Annotated in this window: 21 protein-coding genes and 1 pseudogene; 11 read left to right on the top strand and 11 right to left on the bottom strand. The window is 66.8% G+C overall.

The genetic code is table 11. The features are described 5' to 3' along the window. Positions 1-70: 70 nt before the first annotated feature. Genes hflD through ACW6W5_RS02015 form a run of 4 tightly spaced genes read right to left on the bottom strand, consistent with a single transcriptional unit; the run spans position 71 to position 2,745 of the window. A complete protein-coding gene (hflD, locus tag ACW6W5_RS02030; RefSeq protein WP_152150794.1) occupies positions 71-685 on the bottom strand; it encodes a high frequency lysogenization protein HflD in 615 nt (204 codons plus the stop codon). Continuing rightward, positions 682-1,821, bottom strand: a complete 1,140-nt coding sequence (mnmA, locus tag ACW6W5_RS02025; RefSeq protein ID WP_121036772.1) for a tRNA 2-thiouridine(34) synthase MnmA — start codon at positions 1,819-1,821, stop codon at positions 682-684. Before mnmA ends, hflD begins: the two co-directional genes overlap by 4 nt. Continuing rightward, positions 1,818-2,279 carry an NUDIX hydrolase gene (locus ACW6W5_RS02020; RefSeq protein ID WP_152150796.1) on the bottom strand — a complete coding sequence of 154 codons (462 nt, stop codon included), beginning with the start codon at positions 2,277-2,279 and terminating at the stop codon, positions 1,818-1,820. The genes mnmA and ACW6W5_RS02020 overlap by 4 nt, the downstream gene beginning before the upstream one ends. Position 2,280: 1 nt before the next feature. Then, a complete protein-coding gene (locus tag ACW6W5_RS02015) occupies positions 2,281-2,745 on the bottom strand; it encodes a type III secretion system chaperone family protein (protein ID WP_121036774.1) in 465 nt (154 codons plus the stop codon). Positions 2,746-2,839: 94 nt separating this feature from the next. On the opposite strand from ACW6W5_RS02015, the gene clpS reads away from it, so the two are divergent. After that, on the top strand, positions 2,840-3,172 hold the full coding sequence (gene clpS, locus ACW6W5_RS02010) for an ATP-dependent Clp protease adapter ClpS (protein WP_121036775.1): 333 nt from the start codon (positions 2,840-2,842) through the stop codon (positions 3,170-3,172). A gap of 375 nt (positions 3,173-3,547) precedes the next feature. Continuing rightward, positions 3,548-5,827: an ATP-dependent Clp protease ATP-binding subunit ClpA gene (clpA, locus tag ACW6W5_RS02005; protein WP_152150798.1), complete on the top strand. Its 2,280-nt coding sequence runs from the start codon at positions 3,548-3,550 to the stop codon at positions 5,825-5,827. 82 nt (positions 5,828-5,909) lie between these two features. On the opposite strand, the gene ACW6W5_RS02000 is transcribed toward clpA, so the two are convergent. The 5 genes from ACW6W5_RS02000 to trxB all read right to left on the bottom strand — a co-directional run bounded on the left by ACW6W5_RS02000 (position 5,910) and on the right by trxB (position 9,742). Further along, positions 5,910-6,272, bottom strand: a complete 363-nt coding sequence (locus ACW6W5_RS02000) for a hypothetical protein (protein ID WP_152150801.1) — start codon at positions 6,270-6,272, stop codon at positions 5,910-5,912. Positions 6,273-6,486: 214 nt separating this feature from the next. Further along, positions 6,487-6,705, bottom strand: coding sequence for a translation initiation factor IF-1 (gene infA / locus ACW6W5_RS01995; protein ID WP_005409596.1), 219 nt, complete (start codon positions 6,703-6,705; stop codon positions 6,487-6,489). A gap of 86 nt (positions 6,706-6,791) precedes the next feature. After that, a complete protein-coding gene (aat, locus tag ACW6W5_RS01990) occupies positions 6,792-7,541 on the bottom strand; it encodes a leucyl/phenylalanyl-tRNA--protein transferase (protein ID WP_152150803.1) in 750 nt (249 codons plus the stop codon). Then, positions 7,538-8,665, bottom strand: a complete 1,128-nt coding sequence (locus ACW6W5_RS01985; protein ID WP_152150805.1) for a GNAT family N-acetyltransferase — start codon at positions 8,663-8,665, stop codon at positions 7,538-7,540. Before ACW6W5_RS01985 ends, aat begins: the two co-directional genes overlap by 4 nt. Before the next feature lie 114 nt (positions 8,666-8,779). Beyond that, entirely contained in the window at positions 8,780-9,742 is a 963-nt protein-coding gene (trxB, locus tag ACW6W5_RS01980) for a thioredoxin-disulfide reductase (RefSeq protein WP_121036780.1), read from the bottom strand. 255 nt (positions 9,743-9,997) lie between these two features. On the opposite strand from trxB, the gene ACW6W5_RS01975 reads away from it, so the two are divergent. The 6 genes from ACW6W5_RS01975 to ACW6W5_RS01950 all read left to right on the top strand — a co-directional run bounded on the left by ACW6W5_RS01975 (position 9,998) and on the right by ACW6W5_RS01950 (position 17,307). Next, entirely contained in the window at positions 9,998-12,355 is a 2,358-nt protein-coding gene (locus ACW6W5_RS01975) for a DNA translocase FtsK (RefSeq protein ID WP_121036781.1), read from the top strand. Positions 12,356-12,445: 90 nt separating this feature from the next. Further along, entirely contained in the window at positions 12,446-14,398 is a 1,953-nt protein-coding gene (locus ACW6W5_RS01970) for a DUF3857 domain-containing transglutaminase family protein (RefSeq protein ID WP_428999807.1), read from the top strand. A 107-nt stretch (positions 14,399-14,505) separates the two neighbouring features. Next, positions 14,506-15,144: an outer membrane lipoprotein chaperone LolA gene (lolA, locus tag ACW6W5_RS01965; protein ID WP_121036783.1), complete on the top strand. Its 639-nt coding sequence runs from the start codon at positions 14,506-14,508 to the stop codon at positions 15,142-15,144. A gap of 95 nt (positions 15,145-15,239) precedes the next feature. Continuing rightward, the gene (locus ACW6W5_RS01960; protein ID WP_226956559.1) at positions 15,240-16,541 is read left to right on the top strand and encodes a replication-associated recombination protein A; all 1,302 of its coding nucleotides are present in this window, start codon (positions 15,240-15,242) and stop codon (positions 16,539-16,541) included. Then, positions 16,541-16,939 (top strand): fluoride efflux transporter CrcB, encoded by a 399-nt coding sequence (gene crcB, locus ACW6W5_RS01955; RefSeq protein ID WP_152150810.1) that lies wholly within the window; start codon positions 16,541-16,543, stop codon positions 16,937-16,939. Before ACW6W5_RS01960 ends, crcB begins: the two co-directional genes overlap by 1 nt. A gap of 95 nt (positions 16,940-17,034) precedes the next feature. Further along, positions 17,035-17,307 (top strand): hypothetical protein, encoded by a 273-nt coding sequence (locus ACW6W5_RS01950; RefSeq protein WP_019184750.1) that lies wholly within the window; start codon positions 17,035-17,037, stop codon positions 17,305-17,307. On the opposite strand, the gene ACW6W5_RS01945 is transcribed toward ACW6W5_RS01950, so the two are convergent. Together ACW6W5_RS01945 and ACW6W5_RS01940 are read right to left on the bottom strand one after the other, a co-directional pair. After that, on the bottom strand, positions 17,300-18,193 hold the full coding sequence (locus ACW6W5_RS01945) for a LysR substrate-binding domain-containing protein (RefSeq protein ID WP_152150812.1): 894 nt from the start codon (positions 18,191-18,193) through the stop codon (positions 17,300-17,302). The two genes, ACW6W5_RS01950 and ACW6W5_RS01945, sit on opposite strands and share 8 nt — an antisense overlap. 53 nt (positions 18,194-18,246) lie before the next feature. Next, complete coding sequence (locus ACW6W5_RS01940; protein ID WP_226956560.1) at positions 18,247-19,266, bottom strand: helix-turn-helix transcriptional regulator; 1,020 nt, start codon at positions 19,264-19,266, stop codon at positions 18,247-18,249. Between the two features lie 96 nt (positions 19,267-19,362). On the opposite strand from ACW6W5_RS01940, the gene ACW6W5_RS01935 reads away from it, so the two are divergent. From ACW6W5_RS01935 to ACW6W5_RS01925, 3 genes and pseudogenes are all read left to right on the top strand, one after another. After that, positions 19,363-19,968 carry a glutathione S-transferase family protein gene (locus ACW6W5_RS01935; RefSeq protein WP_152150814.1) on the top strand — a complete coding sequence of 202 codons (606 nt, stop codon included), beginning with the start codon at positions 19,363-19,365 and terminating at the stop codon, positions 19,966-19,968. Between the two features lie 122 nt (positions 19,969-20,090). Continuing rightward, positions 20,091-21,536, top strand: a complete 1,446-nt coding sequence (locus ACW6W5_RS01930) for an amidohydrolase family protein (RefSeq protein ID WP_152150816.1) — start codon at positions 20,091-20,093, stop codon at positions 21,534-21,536. Between the two features lie 113 nt (positions 21,537-21,649). Then, positions 21,650-22,272: pseudogene (locus ACW6W5_RS01925) on the top strand (hypothetical protein); the annotation flags it as partial.

The raw sequence follows: 22,272 nt of genomic DNA, 5'->3' as shown, positions 1-22,272 counted from the left end.
ACGCACTTGCCTCGATCCAAGGGGCACAACGCTGGGCCGCCGATCCCCTCGGCGGCCCCTCCACGGCGGCTCAGCGGAGCTGGCGCGCGACCGCTTCGAGCATTGTTTTGCGGGAGAACAGGAAGTCCCAGTACTGGCCGCCGGTCTGGCGCCACAGCACCGCCGAGCGGACCGCCGCCAACAGCAGGGCGCGGATCTCGGCGACCACGCCGGCCTGGCCGAGGTAGTGCGGATTGCCCTGGACCATCACGCGCGGCTTGAGGTTGCTGATGGTGTCTGCGTACAGGCCGCCCAGCGCGGCGAGCACATCCGGGTGGGCGCTGTCGCCGAGTTCGCTGGCCTGGGCCTGGGCGCGCTCGATGCCGGTGCTGACCTTGGCCACGATCTCGTTCTCACGCACGAACCGGCGCTCCAGCTGCAGCACGGACAAGGCCAGGCGAGGCAGGTGCTCGTCCTGCCCCTGGCTGCTCAGGTAGTTGTGCAGCAGGCGCAGGCCCGGGGCGACATTGCTGGCGCTGCCGTAGATCTCCTGCGGGCTGGCCGCGTCAATGCGGAACACGCTCTCCACCGCGGTGCGGACCACGGCGGCTTCGGAGTGGCCGGTTTCGGCGATGCGGCGGACCTGCTGCAGGGCCTGGGCGATGCCGGCCAGAGCAAGAACGCGGTCGTCGACGGAAAAACTCATGCAGCAGATACCTCGAAAGGAGAAGGGGTGGCGCGAAGGCGCTGTTCCAGGGGGGCATCGGTGGCGGCGATGACGGCGCCGCCGAGGCAGACCTCATCGTCATACAACACCAACGATTGACCGGGGGTGACGGCACGCTGCGGGCGGGCGAAGCGCACCTCCAGGGTGCCATCGTCGCGCACCGTGACGGTGCACGGCTCGTCGGGCTGACGGTAGCGGGTCTGGGCGGTGCACTCGAACCGGCGCGCGGGCGGGGCGCCGGCGATCCAGTGGGCGGCCTCGGAGTGCAGCCGGGTGGACTGCAGCCACGGGCTCTCGCGGTCCTGGTCCACGTAGAGCACGTTGCTGGCGACATCCTTGCCGACCACGTACCACGGCGCCGCCGGCCGGCCTCGCACGCCGCCGATGTTCAGGCCCTCGCGCTGGCCGAGCGTGAAATAGAACACGCCGGGATGTTCGGCGATCAGGGCGCCATCCGGATCGCGGATCTCGCCCGTTTTCGCCGGCAGATAGCGGCCGAGGAACTCGCGGAAGTCGCGTTCGCCGATGAAGCAGATCCCGGTGGAATCCTTCTTGGCGTGGGTCGGCAGGCGCGCGTCGCGGGCGATCCGGCGCAGGTCGTTCTTCTGCAGATCGCCGATCGGGAACAGCGTGGCGGCCAGCTGTTGCTGGCCCAGCTGGTGCAGGAAGTAGCTCTGATCCTTGCTGCGGTCGGCACCGCGCAGCAGTGCCCAGCGGCCGCCGGCCTGCGCGATGCGGGCGTAATGCCCGGTCGCGATGCGCTCGGCGCCGAGCTCACGCGCGGCATCGAGGAAATGCTTGAACTTCACTTCGCGGTTGCACAGCACGTCCGGATTGGGCGTGCGGCCGGCGGCGTACTCGGCCAGGAAGTGCTCGAACACCCCTTGCCAGTACTCGCTGGAGAAATCGCGGAAGTGGAACGGGATGCCGAGCAGGCCGCAGACGGCCACGGCATCGCGGCGGTCATCTTCGGCGCGGCAATCGCCGCTGCCGTCATCGGCCCAGTTCTGCATGAACAGCCCGGCTACGGGCTCGCCCTGCTGGACCAGCCGCCAGGCCGCGACGGAGGAGTCCACGCCGCCGGAGACGCCCACCATGATGCGCGGGGTGCTCATGCAGCCTCCTTGACGATGCAGAGCGGGTGGCGCTGGCCTGCCAGGTAATCGGCGACCACCTGCCAGACCAGCGGGCTGCGCAGGCGGCCGGGATCGGCCTTCAGCTCGGCCGGGGTCAGCCAGAGCGCGCGCAGGATGCCGTCGTCCAGCGGCCGGCCGGGATCGTGCGACACCGGTTCGGCCGCGTAGGCAAAGCGCAGGAACGGCGTGCCATCCGGGGCGGTCCACTGGTAGGTACCGATGAAGGCGCTCAGGCGCACCGTCCAGCCGGTCTCTTCCAGCGTTTCGCGTACGGCGGCCGCCGCCAGCGATTCGTCCGGCTCCAGGTGCCCAGCGGGCTGGTTCAGCACCTGGCGCCCGTCGATCGCCTCCTCGACCAGCAACAGACGCCCATCACGCACCACCACGGTGGCCACGGTGACATGGGGCGTCCAGCGCGGTTCCTGCACGGCATTCACCTCAGTATTCGTCCTGCTCGGTCAGTTCGAGCTCCATCGCATCGGCGGTGCGGACGGCCGCATCGATGGCGTCGCTGAGCTGTTCCGGGGTGGCGGTGGCATCGACCTTGACCACGAACATCGCCAGCTGGTCCTGCTTCACCCACGCACCCATCTTGGCATCCTGCGAGTCTTCGAGCAGGCGGTTGGCGACGGCGGCGGGGAACTGCTTGCCCGGCGAATTGTAGGCCGGCGACCAGATCTCACGGATCTTGTGCTTGCCGAATTCCTCGACGGTGGAGCGCACGAAGGCCAGCTGGCTGCGGCCATCATCCATGTCGAAGACCATCTTGTAGTCGCCGTCTTCGTCCACCTCGTAGGTGTACTTCAGCGTGTCCAGGGCACGCCCGACCGCCTTGTCCGGCTCGGCCGCATGGGCGCCGGTGGCAGTCACGGCCAGCAGCAGTGCGGCAGCAATCCTTTTCATGAAATCCCTGTGAAGGTCTGGTTGGAGAGTGCAGATTGTGAAGGGCGGCAGGGGGCAACGTCCAATCCGGGGGCTGGAGCCCTATAATGTGGGGATGCCCCGCGAGACTTCCCACGAAACTCATCACGACCATGGCGTGCTGCTTGAGCCTGCACGCCCTGAGGTCGCGCCGCCGCCGATGTACCAGGTGATGCTGTTGAACGACGACTACACCCCGATGGATTTCGTGGTGACGGTCCTGCAGCATTTCTTCTCGATGGATCTGGACCAGGCCACCCAGGTCATGCTCCACGTGCATACCCGCGGCCGCGGCGTGTGCGGGGTGTTCACCCGCGAGGTCGCCGAATCCAAGGTGGCCCAGGTCAACGAGTTCTCGCGCATGAACCAGCATCCGCTGCTGTGCACGATGGAAAAGGCCAGCGGCTGACGTTCTGGCGGGCCTGCACTGCGTGTGCCCGCGATCCGCACTGTTCCACCCACAATGACATCCGGCCCGCAGCGGCCGGCGTGGCCCTGCGCCGGGCCTGTTGCCAAGCCCGTCCTGGCGGTCCAACCATGGCACGCGCGCCACGCCCTTCTCCGCGCCACCGGCTGTCGCTGCACCACCCTTGGCTGGCCGTGACATCGCCATCACGGTGAAGCTGCCATTTCGTGGCCGGAAGTTCGTGCATGATGGAGGCTCGTCGAATGGACGGGCGCGATCAGGCAAGTGCTAACGCCGTCTGAACGCACTGATCCGCTAGGGTGATGGAAATCGTGAAGGTTGGCCGCATATTGTTCCTAACTGCCGCCGGAGTTAATCATGTTCAGTAAAGACCTCGAACACACCATCGGACAGTGCTACAAGCGCGCCCGTGAGGCCCGGCATGAATTCATGACGGTGGAACACCTGCTGCTGGCACTGCTCTACAACCCGTCCGCCCAGGCCGTCCTCAAGGCCTGCGGCGCGGATGCCGACCGCCTGCGCCAGGAACTGGAACAGGCCATCGAGGCCTCGGTCTCGCGCCTGGCCGAAGATGATGGGCGCGATACCCAGCCGACGCTGGGCTTCCAGCGCGTGCTGCAGCGCGCGGTGTACCACGTGCAGTCCTCGGGCAAGAAGGAAGTCACCGGCGCCAACGTACTGGTGGCGATCTTCGGCGAGAAGGACTCGCATGCCGTGTACTACCTCAACCAGCAGGACGTCACCCGGCTGGATATCGTCAATTACCTTTCCCACGGCATCGCCAAGCTGGGCGAGGAGGGCGAAGTGCCCCCTGCCGCCGATGGCGAGGGCCGTACCGAGGGTGCCGAGGGCGAAGGCAAGGGCGATGCCCTGGCCGAGTTCGCCAGCAACCTCAACGAGCAGGCCCGCAACGGCAAGATCGACCCGCTGGTCGGCCGTGCCGATGAAATCGAGCGCACCATCCAGGTCCTGTGCCGGCGCCGCAAGAACAACCCGCTGTATGTGGGCGAGGCAGGCGTGGGCAAGACGGCGATCGCCGAAGGCCTGGCCAAGCGCATCGTGGAAGGCTCCGTGCCGGACGTGCTCGCCGATGCGGTGATCTATTCGCTGGACCTGGGCGCCCTGGTGGCCGGGACCAAGTACCGCGGTGATTTCGAGAAGCGCCTGAAGGGCGTGCTGACCGCGATGAAGAAGCTGCCCAACGCGGTGCTGTTCATCGATGAGATCCACACCATCATCGGCGCCGGGTCCGCCTCGGGCGGCACCATGGATGCCTCCAACCTGATCAAACCGGCCCTGGCCTCGGGCGAGCTGCGCTGCATCGGCTCGACCACCTTCCAGGAATACCGCGGGATCTTCGAGAAGGATCGGGCCCTGGCCCGCCGCTTCCAGAAGATCGACATCGTCGAGCCGACCGTGGGCGAAACCTACGAGATCCTGCAGGGCCTCAAGCCCAAGTACGAAGCGCACCACGGCGTGACCTACGCCGATGACGCGCTGCAGGCCGCGGTGGATCTGTCGGTCAAGCACATCAACGACCGCCTGCTGCCGGACAAGGCGATCGATGTGATCGACGAAGCCGGTGCCCGCCAGCGCCTGCTGCCGGACGGTGAGCGCAAGGAACTGATCGACATCGAGGAGATCGAGACCATCGTCGCCAAGATGGCCCGCATCCCGGCCAAGCAGGTCAGCGCGACCGACAAGGACGTGCTCCAGCATCTGGAGCGCAACCTGAAGATGGTGATCTTCGGCCAGGACCCGGCCATCGAGACGCTGTCCTCGGCGATCAAGCTGGCCCGCTCGGGCCTGGCCAATCCGGAAAAGCCGATCGGCAACTTCCTGTTCTCCGGCCCGACCGGCGTGGGCAAGACCGAGGTGACCAAGCAGCTTGCGCTGCAGCTGGGCATCGAGCTGGTCCGCTTCGACATGAGCGAATACATGGAGTCGCACTCGATCAGCCGCCTGATCGGTGCCCCCCCGGGCTATGTCGGGTTCGACCAGGGGGGCCTGCTGACCGAGAAGATCGTCAAGACCCCGCATTGCGTGCTGCTGCTGGACGAGGTGGAAAAAGCCCACCCGGACATCTTCAACATCCTGCTGCAGGTCATGGATCGCGGCGTGCTGACCGACACCAATGGCCGTGAGGCGAACTTCAAGAACGTGGTGCTGGTGATGACCACCAATGCCGGCGCGGCCCAGGCCTCGCGGCGTTCGATCGGCTTCACCCGCCAGGACCATGCCACCGACGCGATGGAAGTCATCCGCAAGAGTTTCACGCCGGAGTTCCGCAACCGCCTGGATGCGATCGTGCAGTTCCAGGCGCTGGGCTTCGAGCACATCCTGCGCGTGGTGGACAAGTTCCTGATCGAGCTGGAAATGCTGCTGCAGGAAAAGCACGTCAGCCTGTCGGCCACCCCGACCGCGCGCGACTGGCTGGCCCACCATGGCTTCGACCCGCTGATGGGTGCCCGCCCGATGGCGCGCGTGATCCAGGACAAGATCAAGCGTCCGCTGGCCGACGAGCTGCTGTTCGGCAAGCTGGTCAACGGTGGCAAGGTCAGCATCGACGTCCGCGACGACCAGCTGTTTGTCGAGACCGAGGCCGAACCGGAGCGTCTGTTGCCGGCCACGGTGTAATCGGGCGGCAGGTGCTGTCGAGATGAATACAAAAGCCCCCGAAAGGGGGCTTTTGTTTACGCGGGCGTGGGTGCGTGGCCGATCACTGGCGCGCGCGTGCCTTACGTGTGAATTCTTCGGCGGTGATCGGATCAATGGCACTGATCGCGCAGCTCTGTGCATTGGTACGCAGGTTGCTGGCCCCTGCGCCGCAGAGTTGGCCCTCCCGGCCAGGCGTGACGAAGGCGAGTTTCGGCGACATCGCGGCGCTGCTGCAGGAGCGTTCGAAGCGCACCAGGTAGTGCTGGGCGCCATTGCGCAGCAGCACATCGCGGTCAGCCCTGTTGCGTACCAGCTGTTGATCGGCAGAGAGCGTGATGCAGTCGCCGGGGGCGGTGGGTTCGGCGGCCTGGGCCGACGCGGCGGCCAGACAGGTGATCAGGAGCAAGGGAGACAGGTACTTCATGGCGGGGCCATCGGGTCGTGATCCGGATTGGATCGACCGCCAGCGTGGCTGCTTGCAGGCCGGAGCGAATCTGCATCAAGGCATCCTGACCGACGTCAGGGTGCACTGGGTCAGGGTGCCGCTTGGCAGGGTAAGGCCGCTGCCGGCTGAATGCCGCCCACGCGAAAAGGCCAGCACCTGGCTGGCCTTCTGGCGGGAACAACCCCCGGACCGCTTATTTCATGCGGTAGGTGATGCGACCCTTGGTCAGGTCGTACGGGGTCATTTCGACCTTGACGCGGTCGCCCGTCAGGATGCGGATGTAGTTCTTGCGCATGCGGCCGGAGATGTGGGCGATGATTTCATGCCCATTTTCCAGTCGTACGCGGAAAGTGGTGTTCGGCAGCGTCTCGCTGACGGTGCCTTCGAACTCGATGGAGTCGTCTTTCGACATGTAGTCCTGTGCAGTTCTGTAACCGGCCGAGCTGGCCTGAAGAGCGGGCATTTTACGCGCGTCGGGCGTTTGATGCAAAGTTTTGGTTAAGGCCGGTCCGGATCAGCGATGTCGGCGGCGGCCAGCGTGCCGAACATATCCCCCCAATCGCCTGCGGCGGCTGGCTGTAGGGCCTGTTCACGGACCAGCGCGAGAAAGCGCTGCCGGGGCCAGTGCTCAGCGCCCATGCGCAGCAGATGGTCATTTTCGACCTGCGCATCGATCAGCGGCCACCCCCAGCTGGCCAGCCGATGGGCCAGCCCGGCCAGGGCGACCTTGGAGCCGCCCGATGCCGCACTGAACATGCTTTCCCCGAAAAACATCCGCCCGATCGCCACCCCGTAGATGCCGCCGACCAAGGCATCGCCATCGAATACCTCCACCGAGTGCGCGAAGCCGAGCCGGTGCAGGTCGACATACGCATCGCGCATGTCACGCGTGATCCAGGTGCCGTCCTGGCCGGGGCGCGGGCTGGCTGCGCAGGCATCGATCACCTGCTCGAAACACGTATCGGCGCGCAGCGTCCAGGTGCTCTGGCGCAGGGAGCGACGAAAGCGGCTGGACAGGTGCACGCCGTCGGTGCGGAACACCATGCGCGGGTCCGGCGACCACCACAGCAGCGGTTGGCCTTCGGAGAACCACGGGAAGATGCCGCCCGCATAGGCATTGAGCAGCCGCACCGGCGAGAGGTCGCCGCCGAGGGCGAGCAGGCCGTCGGGATCGCGCAGGGCGGTCTCGGCGGGCGGGAAGGGGGCGTCCGGCGCGTCGTCCAGGCGCCAGGGCAGGCGGCGGGTCATGCCGGGTCGGCCTTGAACGGACTGTGCGACGCCAGCACACGTGCGTAGTGGGCGACCTCGGCGCGTTCCTGTGCGCACCACGCCATCAGTGCCTCGGCGAATGCAGGCTGGGCTATCCAGTGCCGGCTGCGCACCCGGTGCGGCAGGAAGCCGCGCGCCAGCTTGTGCTCACCCTGGGCGCCGGGCTCGAAGCGGGTCAGACCTTCGCGCAGGCAGTAGGCGATCCCTTGGTAATAGCAGGTCTCGAAATGCAGGCCGGGCAAGGTGGCACCGCCCCAGTAGCGCCCGTACAGGGTGTCCGCACCGCGCAGGCACAGCGCGCCGGCGACCGGCTCGCCATCGAGCACCGCCAGGAAGATCACCAGCGCGCGCGGCATCGTGCGGGCGAGATGCTGCAGGAACGGGAGCGTGAGCGCGGGCGAGTTGCCGTACTCGGCGAAGGTCTGCAGGTAGAAGCCATGCATGGCGCGCAGGTCGGCCTCGGTCGCCTCATCGCCATGCACGATGCGATACGTGACACCGCTGCGCGCGAGCTTGGCGCGTTCCTGGCGGATGTTCTTGCGGTGCTTGTGGTCCATCGCGCCGAGGAAGTCGTCGAAGGTCTCCCAGCTTCCGGGGTTGTGCCACTGGAACTGGATGTCCTCGCGCAGCAGCCAGTCCGGGCTGAAGGCCGGGTCTTCATCGGCGGGGTGGAAGTTGATGTGGGCCGAGGACCAGCCCATGCGTGCCACTTCGCCCGCCAGCGTTGCCAGCAGCGCGCCACGATCCTCCGTGGTGCCGGCAAGTAAACGCGGGCCGGTCACCGGCGAATACGGCACCGCGCCCAGCCACTTGGGGAAGTAGTCCAGCCCGTGCTGGGCGTACGCGTGGGCCCAGGCGTGATCGAACACGAACTCGCCGTGGGAGTTGTCCTTGAGGTAGCCGGGGATCGCCGCGACCAGGGCGCCCCCGTCCCACAGGGTGAAGTGGCGCGGGCGCCAGCCCCACTCCGGGCGCAGGCAACCGTGCTCTTCCAGGCCGGCCAGGAAGGCGTGCGACAGGAACGGGTTGCGGCCGTCGTGCAGGGCGTCCCAGGCAGCGGCGGGGACATCGGACAGGCGATGCAGGAAACGTGGATCGGGCATGGACAGAGGATAGAGCAGGCGGGACGGGCGCAGGGCGTGCGGAACGTACCGGTCAGTAAAAAGGCCGGTGAATGATTCACCGGCCTTCGTGTGCTGCGCGATACGGGCGGCAGATCAGCTCGCCTGACCCTTCGCATCCAGATAGCGCTCGGCATCCAGCGCGGCCATGCAGCCGAAGCCGGCCGAGGTGATCGCCTGGCGATAGTGCTGGTCGGCCACGTCGCCGGCGGCGAACACGCCCTCCACCGACGTCTGGGTGGCGTTGCCGCCCAGGCCCGAGCGGATGTCCAGGTAGCCGTTGTTCATGGTCAGCTGGCCATCGAACAGGCTGGTGTTGGGGTGGTGGCCGATCGCCACGAAGAAGCCATGGGCCTCGATGTCACGGGTGCTGCCGTCCAGCGTGGACTTGACGCGCACACCGGTCACGCCGGCCTCGTTGCCCAGTACTTCGTCCACCTGGTGGTGCCACACGGTCTCGATCTTGCCGGCGGCGACCTTGGCGAACAGCTTGTCCTGCATGATCTTTTCCGCCTTGAGGGTGTCGCGGCGGTGGACCAGGTAGACCTTGCGGGCGATGTTGGACAGGTACAGGGCCTCTTCCACGGCGGTGTTGCCGCCGCCGACCACGACCACGTCCTGGTCACGGTAGAAGAAGCCATCGCAGGTGGCGCAGGCCGACACGCCGCGGCCCTTGAAGGCCTCTTCGCTGGGGATGCCCAGGTACTTGGCGGTGGCGCCGGTGGCGATGATCAGGGCATCGCAGGTGTACTCGGCGCTGTCACCGATCAGCTTGAACGGGCGCTGGGAGACATCGGCGGTGTGGATGTGATCGAAGATGACCTCGGTCTCGAAGCGCTCGGCGTGCGCCTGCATGCGCGTCATCAGGTCCGGGCCCATCAGGCCGTGCGCATCTCCAGGCCAGTTGTCCACCTCGGTGGTGGTCATCAGCTGGCCGCCCTGCTGCAGGCCGGTGATCACGACGGGCTTGAGGTTGGCGCGCGCGGCGTAGACGGCGGCGGTCCAGCCGGCCGGGCCGGAACCAAGGATCAACAGGCGGGAGTGCTTGGAGTTGCTCATGTAAGCTCGCAATAGAAGGTAGGGCGGGACGCTGGCAGGGTGATTGCGCGGCGTCCGAGCGAAGTCATAGAGTGGCGGCAGGGGCGGGGCGATTCAAGGCGCGCAGTGGAACGCGGCGACCCGCAAAGCACGACGCCCATCCCGGTGCCGGAGTGTTGACGCTGACCGTGCCGGCCAGCGGCCGGCACCTACCGGGGTGGGATCCAGTCGTTTATTATCAAGCACTAACAGTGCATTCCCAAGGTGTGGTCTAAGGTGGCGAAACAGGTCCCGGAACGAGCCAAGGCGTCCGACAGCAAGGCAGCGCCGCGCAAACCGGCTGGCGAGGACAATCCGCGCCGGCAGCGCCTGTGGCGCGACCTGGGGTTGATCGCGGTCGCCCCGGCATTGCTGTATCTGGTCGCCAGTCTGTTCACCTACTCGGCCACCGACCCCGGTTGGTCGCATACCGGCAGCGTGGTTGCCCCGGTCCACAACATGGGCGGTCGCGCCGGTGCCTGGATCGCCGACGTCCTGCTGCAGCTGTTCGGCTACATGGCCTTCGTGCTGCCGATCGTGCTGGGCGCACTGGCCTGGATCGCGATGTTCGGGCTCAAGCGCGAGGCCAAGGGCGAGCATGATCTGGATCCGGCGCTGCGCCTGGTCGGCCTGGTCGGGTTCCTGATCGCCGGCACCGGCTTCCTGCACCTGCGCCTGTTCGTGGCCGATGTGGCCCATGCCGGCGGCATCCTCGGCAAGCTGGTGGGCAGCTCGCTCAGCGTCGGTTTCGGCGCATTGGGCGCCAACCTGTTCGTACTGGTCCTGCTTCTGGCTTCGATCACCCTGGCCACGGGCATTTCCTGGTTCGTGGTGATGGAGAAGATCGGCAACTGGGTGCTGGCGCTGCCGCCGCTGTTCAACAAGAAGAAAGAGCAGGCCACCGAGTGGCAGCAGACCCGCGCGATGCGCGAGGAACGCCAGGAAGTGCGCAAGGTCGACGCCGAGGTCCGCGCCAAGCGCGAGCCGGTCAAGATCGAGCCGCGCCCGGAGCCGGTGCTGGAGAAGAGTGATCGCGCCAAGCGCGAGACCCAGATTCCCATGTTCCGCGGGGTCAACGGCGATGGCTCGGATGTGCCGCCGCTGGCGCTGCTGGATGATCCCAAGCCGCAGCCCAAGGGCTACGACGAAGGCACGCTGGAGACGCTCTCGCGCCAGATCGAGTTCAAGCTCAAGGACTTCCGCATCGATGCACAGGTGGTCGGTGCCTATCCCGGCCCGGTCATCACCCGCTTCGAAATCGAGCCGGCCCCGGGCATCAAGGTCAGCCAGATCAGTTCGCTGGACAAGGACATCGCGCGCGGTCTGTCGGTGAAGTCGGTGCGCGTGGTCGATGTGATCCCGGGCAAGTCGGTGGTGGGTCTGGAGATCCCCAACGTCACCCGCGAGATGATCTATCTGTCCGAGCTGCTGCGCTCAAAGGAATACGACAAGTCCGCCAGCGTGCTGACGCTCGCGTTGGGCAAAGACATCGCCGGCCGCCCGACCGTGGCCGACCTGGCGCGCATGCCGCATCTGCTGGTGGCCGGCACCACCGGCTCGGGCAAGTCCGTGGCGGTCAATGCGATGGTGCTGAGCCTGTTGTACAAGGCCTCGCCGAAAGACCTGCGGATGCTGATGATCGACCCGAAGATGCTCGAACTGAGCGTCTACCAGGGCATCCCGCATCTGCTGGCGCCGGTGGTCACCGACATGAAGGAGGCCGCCAACGGCCTGCGCTGGTGCGTGGCAGAAATGGAGCGGCGCTACAAGCTGATGAGCGCCGTGGGCGTGCGCAACCTGGCCGGCTTCAACAAGAAGGTCAAGGATGCCCAGGACGCCGGGCAGCCGATGATGGACCCGCTGTTCAAGCCCAACCCGGAACTCGGCGAGGCCCCGCGCCCGCTGGAGACGCTGCCCTTCATCGTCATCTTCATCGACGAATTCGCCGACATGATGATGATCGTCGGCAAGAAGGTGGAAGAGCTGATCGCGCGCCTGGCGCAGAAGGCGCGTGCGGCCGGCATCCATCTGATCCTGGCCACCCAGCGCCCCTCGGTGGACGTGATCACCGGCTTGATCAAGGCCAACATCCCGACCCGTATCGGCTTCCAGGTCAGCTCGAAGATCGATTCGCGCACCATCCTCGATCAGTCCGGCGCGGAAACGCTGCTGGGCCACGGCGACATGCTGTATCTGCCGCCGGGCACCGCGTTGCCGGACCGCGTGCACGGTGCGTTCGTCTCCGATGAGGAGGTGCACCGCGTGGTCGAACATCTCAAGGCCAGCGGCCCGACCGACTACATCACCGGCGTGCTGGACGAAGTGCAGATGATGGGCGATGGCGTCGTGGTCGGCCCCGGTGGCCTGCCCGAGGCAGGCGGCGGTGGCGGCGATGAGTCCGATCCGCTGTACGACGAGGCCCTGCGCATCGTCACCGAAACACGTCGTGCCTCCATCTCCGGCGTGCAGCGTCGCCTGAAGATCGGCTACAACCGTGCCGCGCGCCTGATCGAAGCGATGGAGGCGGCTGGCGTGGTCAGCCCGCCCGAGCACAACGGCGACCGCAGCGTGCTGGCGCCGCCCCCGCCCAAGTAACGCCGGGCCCGGCCTGGCTGCGTAGAACCCGGGCGCGGCCCGGGTGTTGCCGAGCACAAGGAACCTGCAATGAAGCCGATGATCTGGACGATGCTGGGCGCCATGACGCTCGCGCCCGTAGTGGCGTGGGCCGATGCCCATCCCGTGCCGGCACCCGTGACACCCGTGGCACCGCCCACCCCGGGCGGGCAGAGCGGCCCGGCCGCGGGCGCTGAAGCGCAGGCCAACAACAACTTCAGCTTCGTGCGCTATCGCGCCGACTACGTGGTGCGCCCGGATGCGGGCAATACGCAGACCGAAGCGTACGAGATCCTGCTCAAGACCACATCGGCGGTCGAGCAGTTCAGCCAGGTGCGGCTGAGCTACAGCGAGAAGATGGAAACGCTGGAGGTGCTGCAGGCCTACACCCTCACCGCCGATGGTCAGCGTCGGGACGTGCCGGCCGACCGCATCTACACGCAGGAAAGCTATTCCAGCGCGGCTGCGGCGATGTACGCCGACCGCAAGGTGCGCGTGGTGGTGTTCCCGAATCTGGCGCCCGGTACGCGCGTGGTCTACCAGACCCGGCGCACCCAGAACACGCCGTACTTCCCGGGCTACTTCGGCCTGTGGGAAACCTTCAGCGTGTTCACCCAGTACGACGATGCCCGCGTGACCCTGAGCGCGCCTGCCGATCTGCCCATGCAGGTGGAACAGCGGGGCGTGCAGGGCAGCCAGGTGCCGCGTGTGCGCAATGGCATGGCGCACTGGGAATGGACGTACCGGCGCACGGATCCGCTGAAGGCGCAGAACTGGTCCGCCGCCGCGTGGGAGTACAGCCCCACCATCATGGCCAGTACGTACCGTGACTGGTCGCAGGTGGCGCAGGCCTACCAGCTCAAAGGTGGCGAGGCCGCCGCTGTCACGCCGCAGATCCAGGCGCTGGCCGACGAGCTCACCCGTGGCATCACCGACCGTCGCGAGCAGGCCGCCGTGCTGTACCGCTGGGTGGCGCAGAACATCCGCTACGTGGCGGTGTACCTCGGCAACGGCGGACTGGAACCCAACCCGGCGCAGAGCATCCTCGACAACCACTACGGCGACTGCAAAGACCATGTCGTGATCCTGGAGGCGTTGTTGGCTGCGCGTGGTATCCAGAGCACGCCGGTGCTGATCGGTGCCGGCGGAGGGCCGACGTTGCCGGCGATTCCGCTGCTGGGCCGTTTCGACCACGCCATCACCTACATCCCCGAGTTCGACCTGTACCTGGACTCGACCGCACCCTATGCGCGTGTTGGCCAGCTGCCCGAGGGCGATCTGGGCGTGCCGGTGCTGCATACCCGCCAGGCGGTGGTGGCGCGCACCCCGGCCAACGATGCCTCGCGCAACGGCACCGGGATCGAGGCGGCGTTCCGGTTCGATCCGGCGGGCAATCTGTCTGGCCAGACCGTGCTTCACCCGAGCGGCGTGACCGAGATTGGCATGCGCGGTGCTTTCGCACGGCTCAACGCGCAGAACCGGGCGCGTGCCGAAGAATCGATGATGGCCGCATCCGGCTTCGACGGCAGTGGCGCACTGACACTGCTGGGCGACCCGCAGGACCTGACCCGGCCGTTCAACTTCCGCTATGACTTCCTGGCCAGCGACTACGTCGATTTTGGCGTGGTCGGCGGGATGGTGCTGCCTGACGCCCCGGGCAGCCAATCGTTCCGTGACCTGTATGCCAGCACGTCGGCGCCGGAAAACGCCACGCCGTTCTATTGCAACGACAGTCTGCGCGATGAGCGCTACCAGCTGACGTTCCCGGCGAACGTGCCGATCGTAGCGATCCCGCGCGGCCAGCACTTCGCCAATGCGGCGGGTGAGTACCAGGTGGACTGGACGCGCGAGGGGCAGGTGATCACCGCGCACCATCGGCTGCACCAGCGGGCCGTGCGCGGGGCGGATGCGCTGTGCCAGCCGCAGGATTACGCCGCCTTCCGCGAGCTGTACCAGCAGGTCCGTCGCGGCTTCCGCGGGCAGGTGGTGTATGGGGATCTGAAGACGGTGCAGGCCGGGCCGTAAACCGCGTTAGGCAAGCGGCTTCCAGCGCATAATGTGCCCCTGATCGCCCATTCAGGATTGAATGGGCACACTGCCTTCCATCCTTCCCATTTGCCTGGATACCTCACATGCACACCACCTTCCGCCGCTCCCTGCTTGCCGCCACCCTGGTCGTGGCCAGTGTCGGCTCGGCTTCGGCCTGGGCAGGCGCCCGTGATGAGCTCAATCGCTTCACCCAGGGCCTGAAGGGCCTGGACGGGCAGTTCAGCCAGCAGGTGTTCGACAGCAAGGGCAAGGTCAAGGAGAACACCAGCGGCCGCGTTGCACTGTCCGCGCCGCGCCTGTTCCGTTGGGAGTACATCAAGCCGCACGAGCAGCTGATCGTGGCCGATGGCAAGAAGGTCTGGGTCTACGAGCCGGACCTGGAGCAGGCCAGCGTGCGCCCGCAGGGGCAGGAGGAGCAGAACAGCCCGCTGACCGCGCTGATCAATCCGGCCCTGCTGGACAAGCAATACGACGTCAGCGAAGAGGCCGCCGTGCGCGATGGCCTGCAGTGGCTGTCGCTGAGCCCGAAGCGTGAGACCGACACTGCCTTCCAGTACGCCGCGCTGGGCTTCAATGGCCAGGGCCTGGCCCGCATGGAAGTAGTAGATGCGGTGGGCCAGCGCACGGTGATCAGCTTCACCGGGTGGAAGCGCAACCCGAGCTTCGCCTCGGGCACCTTCAGCTTTACCCCGGCCAAGGGTGTGGACGTCATCGGCGAGTAAAGGCCGCGGGCGTTCGGCCGCGATAGAATAGAGACGTGGCCAGAAACCGAACGACATTCAATGGGCCCGATCTGCTGACCGTGGATCGGGACAACATGCGTCCGCTCGCCGAGCGGATGCGCCCGCAGACGCTGGATGAGATGGTGGGCCAGAAGCGCCTGCTTGCACCGGGCAGTGCGCTGCGCCGGGCGGTCGAATCCGGCCATGTGCACTCGATGATCCTGTGGGGCCCGCCAGGCTGCGGCAAGACCACACTCTCGCTGCTGCTGGCGCATTACGCCGATGCCGAGTTCCGTGCGATCTCCGCCGTGCTGTCCGGCCTGCCGGAGGTGCGCCAGGTGCTGGCCGAGGCCGCGCAGCGCTTCGCCGAGGGGCGCCGCACGGTGCTGTTCGTGGACGAGGTGCATCGCTTCAACAAGGCCCAGCAGGATGCGTTCCTGCCGCATATCGAACGCGGCACCATCGTGTTCGTGGGCGCCACCACCGAAAACCCCTCGTTCGAACTGAACTCGGCGCTGCTGTCGCGCTGCCGCGTGCACGTGCTGGAGTCGGTTTCTCCAGCGGACATCGTGGAGGCGCTGGAGCGTGCGCTGCAGGACGCCGAGCGTGGCCTGGGCGCGGAGCAGCTGCAGGTCGCGCCGGAGGCGTTGCTGGAGATCGCGACCGCCGCCGATGGCGATGTGCGCCGGGCCTTGACCCTGCTGGAGATCGCGGCCGAGCTGGCCAGTGGCGACGGCGGGCGGATCAGCCCGGAGATGCTGGTGCAGGTGCTGGCCGATCGCACCCGTCGCTTCGACAAGGGCGGCGAGCAGTTCTACGACCAGATCTCGGCACTGCACAAATCCGTGCGCAGCTCCAACCCGGATGCCGCGCTGTACTGGCTGACGCGCATGCTCGATGGTGGTTGTGATCCGTCGTATCTGGCACGTCGCCTGACCCGGATGGCGATCGAGGATATCGGGTTGGCCGATCCGCGCGCGCAGTCGATGGCGCTGGAGGCCTGGGACATCTACGAGCGGCTGGGCAGCCCGGAGGGCGAGCTCGCGTTCGCGCAACTGGTGCTGTATCTGGCCAGTACCGCCAAATCGAACGCCGGCTATGCCGCCTTCAACAAGGCCAAGCAGGAAGTGCGCGAGACCGGTACCCAGGAGGTGCCGCTGCACCTGCGCAACGCGCCGACCAAGCTGATGAAGGAGCTGGGCTACGGCAAGACCTATCAATACGATCACGACGCGGACGGTGGGATTGCGCTGGATCAGACCGGCTTCCCCGATGCGATGGGCGAGCGCGTGTATTACGAACCGGTGCCGCGCGGGTTGGAGATCAAGCTGAAAGAGAAGCTGGATCGCCTGCGTGCCGCACGTGCGCAGGCGCGGGCCGAGAAAGGCACTGACTGATGGAAGGCCTGGGCGTCTGGTGGCAGCAGCTCGGGCTGGTGATGGCCGGTGGCGCACTGGGCGCGGCGCTGCGTTTCATGATCGGCGATGCGATGCTGCGCCAGTTCGGCACTGGCTTCCCGTGGGGCACGCTGACGGTGAACCTGGTCGGCGCCTTCGCGGCGGGTTACGTGATGATCTGGCTGCAGAGTCGGGGCACGGCGGCAGTGTACTGGCGCGCCTTTCTGATCGTGGGGATCGTGGGCGGGTTGACCACGTTCTCCTCGATGACGCTCGAGTCGCTGGTGTTCACCCGTACCGATCGCAGCCTGATGGTGCCGCTGTACCTCGGGGTGAGCCTCGTCGGCGGGATGCTGCTGGTGTGGGCGGGCGCGCGCGTGGCAGAGGCGTGGCGCTGACGCGTGCGTCGCAAATGCAGAAATCCACGGAAAATGCTGGATTAAAGTGATGTCTCACGATATCGTGCGCGCCCCCGTTTGCATCCTCGTCCGTCATGCGCGATGAACAAGACCCCGGAACACTGGAACTGACGCTGCCGCGCAAGCGCGGCCGTCCGCCCACGTTCGGCTACGCGATGACCGATGCGCAGCGAGCGGCCCGTTACCGTGCGCGTCGCGCCGGCCAGGCCGGGCATGCCGATGTGCGCAACTGCAGCGACATGGTGCTGTTGGACAAGATCCGCGCCTCGATCACCAGCAAGGACCCGGAACTGACCGGCTTCCTTGTGCACGTGCTCTGGCAGCGCTACCCGCTGCAGCTCAAGTAAGCGTGCCCGCCCGTTCCTGATCGAGCAGGCCCGTCAGACGCACGGCCAGGGCTTTGACCAGCGGGTCGGCCGTGGTGCGGTGGAGCAGGGCGATTTCGAACGTATCGATCGGCGGCAGGCCCTGTTCGGCGCCCAGGACGGTGTGCTCTCGACTCAAGGCGCGCGCCGGCAGCAGACTGATACCCATGCCATCGGCGACCGCGCCCTGGATGCCGCTCAGGCTGGAACTGGTGAAGCTGATCCGCCATCGGCGGCCGAGTGCTTCGATGGCATCGATGATGTCGTCGCGATACAGCCCGCGTGGCGGGAAGGTGACCAGCGGGACCGGATCCAGACCGATGCAGCCATTGCGGGCACTGTCGATCCAGACCATGGTCTCCGGCCAGCAGGCCACGGCGGCGCGGCTGTTGCGGCGCTGCTTGACCAGGATCAGATCGAGCTCGCCGTGATCGTAGCCATTGGCCAGGTCGCGGCTGAGGCCGCTGGTGACTTCGAGCTTGACCTGCGGGTGTTCCCGATTGAAGGCGCCAAGCAGCTGCGTGGTCGCGGCGCTGACGAAGTCTTCCGGAACCCCCAGCCGGACGGTGACGGCCACCGTGGTGCCGGCCAGCGCTTCGAACAGTTGGTCGTTGAGTGCCAGCAGTTGGCGAGCATGGCCGAGCACGAGCTGGCCTGCATCGGTGGGATGCACATCACGGTTGCCCCGCACCAGCAGCGGATGGCCGGCCATTTCTTCCAGCCGGCGGATCTTCTGGCTGATGGTGGATTGAGTGGAGTGCAGGCGCGCGGCGGCCGTGGTGAAGCTGGCGCAGTCGGCGACCATCACGATGGCGCGCAGCAGGTCCAGATCGAACAGGGTGCGATTCGGTTTTTCACTTGCGGTCATGCCGTCATTGTGAATCGCAATGGCTGTCGGCGCCAACACCGACGCGCATGCGGTCAGGTGCTGTTGGTGCCTGCCGAGGCCTCCGACGGTTCGCTACGGGCCAGGCTGCGGCTGATCCGCTCACCTGCCTCGCGCATGGCCTGGTGCAGTGCAGGGGGTCCCAGTACCTCGAAATCCAGACCCAGTGCCAACAACCAATACACCACCGTGCCCAAGGGGTTGGCGGCGCAGCGCAGCAGGCAGCGCCGGTCATCGACCGCCTCAAGTTCTCCGGCTGATGCCGGGATCTGCTGGCGCATCACCGACAGCGGTGCGTGCAGGATGATCCGCGCCAGGTCGTGGTGCTGGCCCAGCGAGAGCGCGCGGGCGACCCACTGGCGCAGATCGCCCTCGCCGGGCCCTGCGCGCGGCGCGAAGTGCGCACCCACCACCGGTGCGCTGGCGATCCGATCGATGCGGAAGGTGCGCCAGTCGTTGCGCCCGGTGTCCCAGGCGACCAGATACCAGCGGCGATCGGCATGCACCACGCCCTGTGGCTCGACCTGGCGTGTGCTGGAGACGCCCTCACGGTCGGTGTAGTCGAAACGGAGTTGTACCTGGTCGCGGCAGGCACAGGCCAGGGTGGTCAGCCGCCCGGCATTCACCTGCGGGCCGATCGGGTTGGCGGGCAGGAGCGCCGAGCGCAGTGCGGCCAACCGGGGGCGCAGTCGCGGTGGCATGGCCTGTTCAATCTTCACCAGCGCCGTGATCGCGGTCTGCTCGATGCCGCTGATGGTGCCGGTCACGGCGGTACGCAGCGCAACCGCCGCCGCCAGCGCTTCCTCGTCATCCAACAACAGCGGCGGCAATGCACGCCCCGGGCGGAACGCATAGCCGCCGGCGACGCCGGTGCTGGCGTGGATGGGGTAGCCGAGCTGGCGCAGGCGATCAATGTCACGCCGCAGCGTGCGCGGATGGATGGCCATGCGCTCGGCCAGCTCGCCGCCGGCCCAGTGCGGGCGGGATTGCAGCAGCGAAAGCAGGCTCAGCAGGCGGGCGGAGGCGGTCAGCATGCGCGGCAGCGTAGCAGTCATTGCGGGCCGATTCTGTCCGCAATGCTGCCTAGTCTTGAGCGCACGGTGCAGCACCGGTTCCGCCGCACCTTTCCACCCCTCTCAAGGAGTTCTTCGATGTCCCTCGTTTTCTATTGGCACCCCATGTCCAGCGCCACCCCGGTCGCGTGCGCCCTGGCCGAGCTGTCCGTCCCGCACGATCGGGTCAAGATCGACATCCGCAACGGCGAACAGCGCACGCCGGCGTATCTGGCGATCAATCCGAACGGCAAGGTCCCGTGCCTGGTGGTGGACGGCACGCCCCTGTTTGAAGGTCTGGCGATCCACCTGTGGTTGGGCGAGCAGTACGGGGTGGACCAGGGCCTGTGGCCGGTGGTGGGGACCCCGGCTCGACTGGAGGCGATGTCCTGGTGCACATGGGCGTACGTCACCTACGCAGCAGTGCTCGGGCGGGTATGGCTGGCGACCGTGGACGATGCGCTGCGCAGCGTGGAGCATGCTGCGGCGGGCATCCGTGCCGCCAACGAACTGCTGGATCTGCTGGAGGCGCGCCTGTCGCAGCAGTCGTGGATGCTTGGCGATGCGTACTCGTTGGTGGATCTGGTGGTAGGCCAGGTGGTGGGCTACGGCACCCATCTGGGGGCGGTGGTGGATGCGCATCCGGCGGTGGCAGCCTGGCTGCAGCGGGTGCAGGCCCGCCCGGCGATGCAGGGCGAGAATTGACGCAGCCGGATCCGGCAGCGCGCAGCATCGCAATCATGCATGTGCCTCATGCTGAAATTTAACTGGTGAATGTGCCGGGCCTGACCGTAAGGTGGCCCGGTTCTCTCTCCGGTGTGCACTCCATGTCTTTGCGTCTTGCGATCCCGGTGCTGCTTGCACTGACCCCTTCCGCGTTCGCGGCCGAGCAGGCGGATCTGATGATCCGGCATGCCACCGTGGTCGACGTCGAGCACGCCACGACGCTGGCCGACCAGACGGTCGTGGTCCGTGGTCAGGACATCGTCGCCGTCGGCACCGACCGGGCGATGCGCAAGGCATGGCGGGCCAGGCATCAGGTGGACGGCAAGGGTCGCTATCTGATCCCCGGGTTGTGGGACATGCACGTGCACTTCGGGGGTGGCCCGGATCTGATCGAAGAGAACAAGGCGCTGCTGCCGCTGTATATCGCCCATGGCATCACCACCATCCGTGATGCGTCCGGCGATCTGCCCGAGCAGGTGCTGCAGTGGCGCGGGGAGATCGCCGACGGCCGCCTGGCTGGCCCGCAGTTGTTCACCTCGGGCGCCAAGATCGAAGGCATCAAGCCGGTCTGGAAGGGCACCATTGAAGTGGGTTCGCAGGCGGACCTGGATGCGGCATTCGTGCGCCTCAAGCGCGACCGCGTCGATTTCGTCAAGATCACCGACAGCACGCTGACGCCTGAGTTGTTCCTGGCTGCCGTGCGCGGGGCGCGCGCCAATGGGCTGCGTGCCTCCGGCCACATCCCGATGGCGTTGACCGTGCAGCAGGCCGTCGATGCCGGTATCAGCTCGATCGAACACCTGGACTACGCCTACAAAGCCGGGGTCAAGGATGAGGCGGCCATCGCGGCGGACTTCGCTGCCAAGCGGATTGATCGTGCCCAGGCCAACGCACGGCTGGATGCTGGATTTGATCGTGATACCGCCATGGCCGCCTACCGCGGCTTTGCGGCGAAGGGGGTGTTCGTGACGCCGACCCTCAATGGCGGGCGCATCCTGGACTTCCTGGATCAGGACGACCATCACGACGATCCCTACCTGGCCTATATCGGGCCGAAACTGCAGGCGACCTACACATGGCGGGTCGAGCGTGCCGCCAAGGCAACCCCGGCGCAGATCCAGGCCCGCCATCAGGAATACCACCAGGTCGCCGCCGTACTACCGATGCTGCAGCAGGCCGGCGTCACGATCATGGCCGGCACCGATGCGGGCTTCCTCAACTCGTTCAACTATCCGGGCATCGGCCTGCATGACGAACTGTCACTGTTCGTCAAGGAAGGGCTGACCCCGGCGCAGGCACTCTCGGCGGCCACCCGAGCAGGCCCGGCCTGGTTCGGCACGCTGGATCGCTACGGCGCGGTCGCGCCAGGCAAGGCCGCCGATCTGGTGTTGCTGGAGCGCAATCCGCTGGAGGACATCGAGGCCACGCGTGGCATCCAGTACGTGGTGCTGCGCGGCCAAGGGTATGACCGCAAAGCGCTGGATGCGCTGCTGGCCCAGGCGCGCGGAAAGGTGGCAGTGTGGAAGGCCGAAACAGTGAAGGAGTGACGGGGTCGATGCCATCCCGAGGGTGGGCCAGCGAAGCTTGAACATTCCTCTATGTAAGCCGAGGTATGGCGGAGCTAGGTTGAGGTTGCCTCAACCACTCTGGATCCCGACCTATGCGCCTCGATGCCTCCTCGCTGCTGTGCTCGCGCCATCTGCTCACGTTGGCCATCAGCGCCGTACTGACCACACCCGCGGCGGCGTTCGAGGAGCGCGGTGCAGTCGTTGCTGATGGCATCGATCATGATGCGGTCTACCGCAGTTACATCACAGAGCTCGACGGTATCGATGGGCACGCGTTCCACGCGTTGAATGGCGGCACCATCTCCGCCGTGGGCGGTGCTACGTTGGTCACCCGCGGTGCGTCGGCAGCGGGTGCGCATGCGGCAAGTGGTGGCGGCATAGCATTGCATGGTGGCACGGTCAGCACGGAGGGCGTCTCGGCGTTCGGCCTGTCTGTTGCCAGTGGTGGCTGGCTGCATACGCGGCTCGATGCCAGTGGCGCGGGGGTGGCGGTGTCTACGACCGCCCTGGGCGCGCACGCCGTACAGGCTCAGCAGGGGCGCGTTGAACTGATCGGCGCGATGTTGACCACGCGTGGTGATGCCGCGCACGGGCTGCACCTGGATAATGGCGGCATCGCGCAGCTCGACGGGGGGGCGATCCGCACCATCGGTCGCAATGCCTATGGTCTACTGGTGGCCAATGGCGAGGCAAATCTGAGCGGTACGCGCGTGCT

The organism is Stenotrophomonas sp. IS26 (assembly GCF_054188265.1).
Note: the sequence above shows the minus strand (reverse complement) of the source record. Positions and strands in the feature narration are given on the sequence as shown.